Origin of the sequence: Spirillospora sp. NPDC046719, from assembly GCF_040645715.1 — a bacterium.
Taxonomy (GTDB): Bacteria; Actinomycetota; Actinomycetes; order Streptosporangiales; family Streptosporangiaceae; genus Spirillospora.
In genome coordinates this window covers 1-5,538 of sequence record NZ_JBEYYT010000531.1, presented here as the reverse complement: position 1 = coordinate 5,538, position 5,538 = coordinate 1, and the positions used below count along the sequence as shown (strand labels likewise).

General features: G+C 72.4%; 7 protein-coding genes. 1 reads left to right on the top strand and 6 read right to left on the bottom strand.

Features of this window, described 5'->3' with window-relative positions; genetic code table 11:
• Positions 1-470: EamA family transporter (locus ABZ914_RS45155; protein ID WP_500200849.1), on the bottom strand; the 470-nt coding region annotated here is incomplete at its 3' end.
• 216 nt (positions 471-686) lie between these two features.
• On the opposite strand from ABZ914_RS45155, the gene ABZ914_RS45150 reads away from it, so the two are divergent.
• Positions 687-1,706, top strand: coding sequence for a hypothetical protein (locus ABZ914_RS45150; protein ID WP_500200848.1), 1,020 nt, complete (start codon positions 687-689; stop codon positions 1,704-1,706).
• A gap of 176 nt (positions 1,707-1,882) precedes the next feature.
• Here the strand turns inward: ABZ914_RS45150 and ABZ914_RS45145 are convergent, their stop codons facing one another.
• The 5 genes from ABZ914_RS45145 to ABZ914_RS45125 form a co-directional block, all read right to left on the bottom strand.
• Complete coding sequence (locus ABZ914_RS45145) at positions 1,883-2,173, bottom strand: hypothetical protein (protein ID WP_500200847.1); 291 nt, start codon at positions 2,171-2,173, stop codon at positions 1,883-1,885.
• A 114-nt stretch (positions 2,174-2,287) separates the two neighbouring features.
• Positions 2,288-4,165 carry a CASTOR/POLLUX-related putative ion channel gene (locus ABZ914_RS45140; RefSeq protein ID WP_347257123.1) on the bottom strand — a complete coding sequence of 626 codons (1,878 nt, stop codon included), beginning with the start codon at positions 4,163-4,165 and terminating at the stop codon, positions 2,288-2,290.
• A gap of 199 nt (positions 4,166-4,364) precedes the next feature.
• On the bottom strand, positions 4,365-4,694 hold the full coding sequence (locus ABZ914_RS45135; protein ID WP_151547238.1) for a histone-like nucleoid-structuring protein Lsr2: 330 nt from the start codon (positions 4,692-4,694) through the stop codon (positions 4,365-4,367).
• A 17-nt stretch (positions 4,695-4,711) separates the two neighbouring features.
• Positions 4,712-5,068 (bottom strand): histone-like nucleoid-structuring protein Lsr2, encoded by a 357-nt coding sequence (locus tag ABZ914_RS45130; RefSeq protein ID WP_190867915.1) that lies wholly within the window; start codon positions 5,066-5,068, stop codon positions 4,712-4,714.
• Positions 5,069-5,204: 136 nt separating this feature from the next.
• A partial coding sequence (locus ABZ914_RS45125; RefSeq protein ID WP_500200846.1) for a helix-turn-helix domain-containing protein occupies positions 5,205-5,538 on the bottom strand: 334 nt, incomplete at its 5' end.

Below are 5,538 nucleotides of genomic sequence, written 5' to 3'. Positions count from 1 at the left end.
CCCGCGTCCACGCCACCATCCGCGACCACACCGCCTCCCGCGGCCGTGCCGCCTTTCCCGGCGCCGTCGCGGCGGCCCGCGAAGGCCAGCACGCCGAGCCCGCCGCAGACCGCCGCGACGCCCGCGTCCTGCGCCCACGTGAGCCGCTCGCCGAGCACCGCCGCCGCCACGGCCGCCACCAGCAGCGGCGCGCTGCCCCGCGCCAGCGGGTACACCTGGCTGAAGTCGCCGAGCTGGTACGACACGAGCAGCAGCCCCATGTAGACGATGTGGACGGCGACCGACGCGAGCAGCCACGGCCACGCCGCCCGGTCCGGCGGCCCGACGACCGCGCCCATCGGCAGCACGACCAGCGCCTCCCCGAGGCCGATCAGCGCGAACGAGGCCCACCGGTCCGGCGCGCCCTTCGCGATCGCGTTCCAGACGGCGTGCAGCACTCCGGCGAGGATCACGGCGAGGGCGACGGTCATCCGCCCACCCCACCGCGAACGGGCCGTCACCGGCATTGATTTAGGTCATGGCTAAAGGGTCTGCGGCCCCGCCGGGCGGCCCTAATTTCCGGATCTCGTGACATTCCGGGGATGGCTGGGCACAAGTGATAGCAAGTGAACGAAGGCAGAACGGGCAGATCTCCCGCGGGCGGCACCGCCGGGCCGCGGGACGTCCTGAGGCGGTGGGGAGCGCCGATGAACGATGAGAGCCGTCCCCGTCCGGTGTTCGACCCGGGCATTCCCGTCGCGGACCGCGCCGTGCTCGCCGCCGCCCCGGAGCGGCTGGTCGCGGCGAGCCTGCCCGCGCCCGCGCCGCCGGCCGTGACCGCCGCCACCGTCGCGGGCCGGATGCTGTGGATCCCGGCGTTCGCCTTCTTCTACGGCGTGCTGCCCGGCGGCTGGCTGCGGGTGTTCTTCCTCGCCTCGCTCGACCAGGACGACCTCGTCGGCGGCGCGCTGCGGTGGGGGAGGCTGCCCGTCCTGGCGATGATGCTCACCCCGGCGCTGCAGGTCCTCCTGCTGCTGCTCGGGCAGCAGGAGGCCGCCGTGCTGCTCGCCGCCGTCAGCTTCACCGGCTGGGTCGTCGGCGCGCTGCGGCACCTGCGCGAGCCCGCCGCCGCCCGCGCCGCCCGCGAGCACCACGGCCGCTACCTGCTGCCCGCCGACTTCGACCGGCCCGCGGCCCGGCTGCTGGTCCGCGCCCAGAGCGCCATCGACGCCGTCCTCCGCTCGCAGTCGCACCGCACCGGGCTGCTGGACGACGTCGGCAACACGGTCGTGCTGCCCCGGCAGGAGTGGGCGATCGCGTCCACGCTCGCCGAGCACACCCGGCTGCGCCGGGAGCGCGTCGTGCAGCAGACCGAGCGGCTGTCCCCGCGGGTCCGGGCCCTCCTCGAACCGCAGGAGCGCGCGCTCGCGCTGTCGGCGCGCTCCGTCACCGTCCGGATCGAGGCGCTGGAGGCGTACGCGCGCCGCGTCGGCGAGGCCGACGAGGCCTTCCACGAGTCGCGCGTCCTGGCCGCGCTGCCGGAGCAGAACGCCCGCTACCGCGACCTGCTCGCCGGCACGGTCGGCGACGAGATGGCCGCCGCCGAGATCCGCGGCATGGCCGAGGACGCCCACCGCACCGAACGCGCCCTCCGCGAGGAGGTCGCCGAGGCATTGCCCACCGCCCCCGAACTCGCCCTCCCCAAGGACCGCGAAGAGACGCACTAGGGCCGGCCGCATCACAAGGTCAAGCCGCCGCGCGAGCGCGTTATCCGACCGGTGGGGCGAAGCCGAAGGCGAGCCCCACCGGGAAGCTCGCGAAGCGAGTTCGCGCTCGCCCAATCCCGGTCAAGGGCCGAGCCGCTAGGCGAGGCCCTTGAGTCGTGGTTGTGGAGACACAGCCGCTAGGCGAGGCCCTTGGGCCGGGTTTGTGAGAACACAGCAATGATGCGGTCGGCGGTGCGTTGGGTGCCGGCTATGCGGCGGCGCAGGCGCGTCCGGCCGGGACGCGTCCCGGCGGTGCGCCGCACGGGCCTCGCCGCCCGGTCGGCCTCCTCGGCCAGCAGGGCCCCCGCCCGTGCCAGCTCGGCCAGCAGCCGACGCGCGGCGCGGCGGTCCCGCTCGTCCAGCGCGCAGCCGTACAGCGCCTCGATCTCGGCTATGCGCGCACCAAGGCGCAGCATCTGATCGCCCACGATTGATCACCCCGTCGGTCCAATTGTGGGCGATCCGTGGCCGTTCGCGCACCGGCATTTCCACGGCCCCGCATTCCGGACAGACCGTAATGGCGGGCCGCGCGCCGGCGGGCGTCAGTTCTCCGCGAGGACGATGACGCGGTCGTGCGCGGACAGCACCAGCGGGGCCGTCTTGTCCGGGTTGAGCACCACGCCGTAGCCGGGCGGCTCGTGGTACCGGTCGCTCAGCCGGTAGCCGAGCGCGACCTCGCCGCGGCGCCGCGCCGACTCGATCAGCGTCGCGAAGTCGGCGGTGCCGCCCGGCACGAGGTAGTCGCACGCGGGCTTGAGGTAGATCTCCGACCCGGCCGGGTCGAGCAGGTCGGCGAACACGTCGTACAGGTGCCGGTTCTCGCTCAGCTGGGTCAGCATCAGGCTGATCAGCTTGTCGCTGACCACGAAGTCGTCGGCCTTGGTGACCTGCGCGACCTCCCGGTTGGCGTCGTCGTTGATCTCGCTGACGATGGAGAACGGGTCGCCGAGCGCGTCCTCCATGTCGCGCAGGTGCAGCAGCGTCACCAGCGTGCGCGCGTCGGCGTGCTCGCGGTCGTAGCCGGCCTCCGACAGCACGATGACGTGCTGGTAGGACCCGACGTCCAGGGACTCCAGGGACGGCCGGTCGGTCGGCTCGGCGCGCACGAAGCCGACCTTGAGGTTGGCGAACGGGCCGAGCCCGCCGGTCGGGTCCTCACGCGGCGCGGCCACGGTCAGCGCCGAACCGGGGGCGAGGAAGTCGTCCAGCAGCTCGATGATCTTCTGGGCGCGGTGGTTCCAGCCGAGCAGCAGGGTGCGCTCCGGCACCGGCTCCCGCGCGGTCGCGGTGGTGATCGCCCGCTCCCGGACGGGCGGCGGCGGCCCGGACGCGAGCCGGATCAGCAGGTCGTCCTCGGCCAGCACGATGATCTCGTCGTCGGCGCGGACCGGGGTGTCCATCGGCGGGTTCAGCGCGACCGTGCCGTCGCTGTGCCGCAGCCCCGCCGGGACGCCGAGGTCGTAGCGCGACAGCGTCTCGCCGAACGCCAGCCCCGCGAGCGACGGCTCGGCGCGCATGTAGAACTCGTGCCCGGCGAAGTCCAGCAGGTCGGTGCAGACCTGCGAGAGGCCGGACTGCCGGTGCGACTGGACGATCAGCCGGATCGCGATGTCGTCGGCGTCGATGACCCACGCGGCCTCGCCGCCGGCCAGCCGGGCCGCGGGCAGGTTCGCCGAGTCGTGCACCGCGGCGACGACGTGCGGCCGGCGCCGCTCCCAGGCGCGCGCGCCGAGCGACAGCAGCACCTTGATGACGTGGGTGTCGGCGTCCTCGACCTCCGGCGAGATCACCATGATGGACCGCGCGGTGCCGGGGCTGACCAGCTCCAGGTCGGCGACCTTCAGCGGGTTGCCGGTGCGGCACACGATCCGGGTCCGGCCGAACTCGCCGACCCGCGCCCGGATGGCGTCCTCCATCTCGACCTTGTCGCGGTCGGCGAGGATCGCCACGCACGAGCGCCGCTCGCTCTGGTTGGCCTCCACCAGCTCGGCGACGACCGTGAACACCTGCTCCGACCAGCCGAGCAGCACGGTGTGGCCCTGCTCGACGATCCGCGACCGGCCCTTCCGCAGCTCGGTGATCTTGCTCTCCAGGCCGGTGGTGAGCACGCCGATCAGCGAGCTGACGATGAAGATGCCGCCGACCGTGGCGACGAGCATCAGGCCGAGGAACGCGACGCCGCCGCTGTCGCCGCCCATCGTGCCGGGGTCCAGGGTGCGCAGCAGGCTGCGCCACACCATGCCGGGCCAGTGCCCGTTGCGGTCGCTGTCGCGCGGCGCGAGGACGACCGCGGCGGTCGCCACCACGAGCACGAGCGCTGCCGACGCGAGCCCGAGCCAGCCGATGAGCGCCGGCGTGCCCTTCGACATCGTCGTGTCGAACCAGTACCGGACACGGTCCCGTCGCGTCGCGTGCTTCAACCCCGCTTGCCCCCCTTTGCCGGTCCCCCCGGGCGTCACCCTACCGACTCGCCCGCCGAGGATGTCCAGCATGTGGAATTCGGGGAATGCCGAGCGAAAGGCGATTTGCCCGGTGCGCACTAATGCGTGAGGGGCCGGAGTGAGAATTTCACTCCGGCCCCTCGGCGCTCTGCCGGAACTCGGCCGGCCGCGCGGGGCGCTAGTGCGCGGCCTCGTACTGCTCGATCACATTGGCGGGGATACGGCCCCGCTCATTGACCTTGATGCCGTGGTTCTTCGCCCACTCGCGAATCTCGGCGGACCGCTCGCGGCTGCCCGCGGTACGCGTGCCGCGGGCCTGCCTGCCCGCCGGCTTGCGCGCCTTGCGGGCACCGGCCACGAACGGCTCCAGCCCGTCGCGCAGCTTCGCGGCGTTCTTCTTGCTCAGGTCGATCTCGTAACTGGTGCCATCGAGTGAAAAGCTGACCGTCTCGTCGGCCTCGCCACCGTCGATGTCGTCCACGAGAAGGACTTCGACCTTCTGTGCCATGCGGGGACTCCCTCTAGCTATGCGTCCGGCTTCGCGTCCGGATGAGCGTCGATGAATGCAGCATAGACCTCATCCGATATCTTGCCACGCTCGGAGACTTCGACGCCCTCGCGCAATGCCCAGTCGCGGACATCGCCGTTCGTGTAGCCCTTGATCTTCGCTACCCGAGGCTTGCGGCCCTTCCCCGCGGGCTTCACCTCCGCGGCGTTCTCGATGAAGGGCGCGAGCGCGTCCAGCATCTCGTTCAACCGCTTGTAGTTGTCCTCGCTGAGGTCGATCGTGAACGTCCGGCCCAGGACCTCGAAGTCCCGCTTGGTGACATCGTCCCCTTCGGAGCCGTCGATGTCGTCGACTCGAATGACCTTCTCGGCCATCTGTACCTTGTGTTCCTTCCCCTCGCCAACGCGGCGCCCCTGACCGTAGCGGATTCCGCGCCCCACCATGACGTCGCGGCGCGGCGCGGCACCGGAAAAGGCGCGCGGATCGGCACGCCGTTCGGGCGGGAGGCGCTCAGGAAGAGGAACGGGCCCGGATCCAGGTGCTGAGCAGCAGCATCATCTCCAGGCGGAGATCGGGGTCCTCGATGTCGAAGTCGAACATCTCGTGGAGTTGCGCGAGCCGGTACCGGACGGTCTGGGGGTGCACGCACAGCACCTCGGCGGCGCCGGTGGCGTTGAAGCCGTGCTTCATGCACTCCAGCAGCGTCTCCGCCAGCCGGACGCCCTGCCGCGGGCCCGCGGCCTCCAGCGGGGCCAGCCGCCGCGCCGCCACCAGCGCCGCCAGCGAGCCGCCCTCCTGCAGCAGCAGCTCCGGCAGGTGCTCGTCGGCGCGGACGAGCAGCCCG

Coding starts and splice junctions, on each gene's coding strand:
- ABZ914_RS45130 (WP_190867915.1), bottom strand. CDS start 5,068: ATGGCCGAGAAGGTCATTCGAGTCGACGACATCGACGGCTCCGAAGGG.
- ABZ914_RS45150 (WP_500200848.1), top strand. CDS start 687: ATGAACGATGAGAGCCGTCCCCGTCCGGTGTTCGACCCGGGCATTCCC.
- ABZ914_RS45135 (WP_151547238.1), bottom strand. CDS start 4,694: ATGGCACAGAAGGTCGAAGTCCTTCTCGTGGACGACATCGACGGTGGC.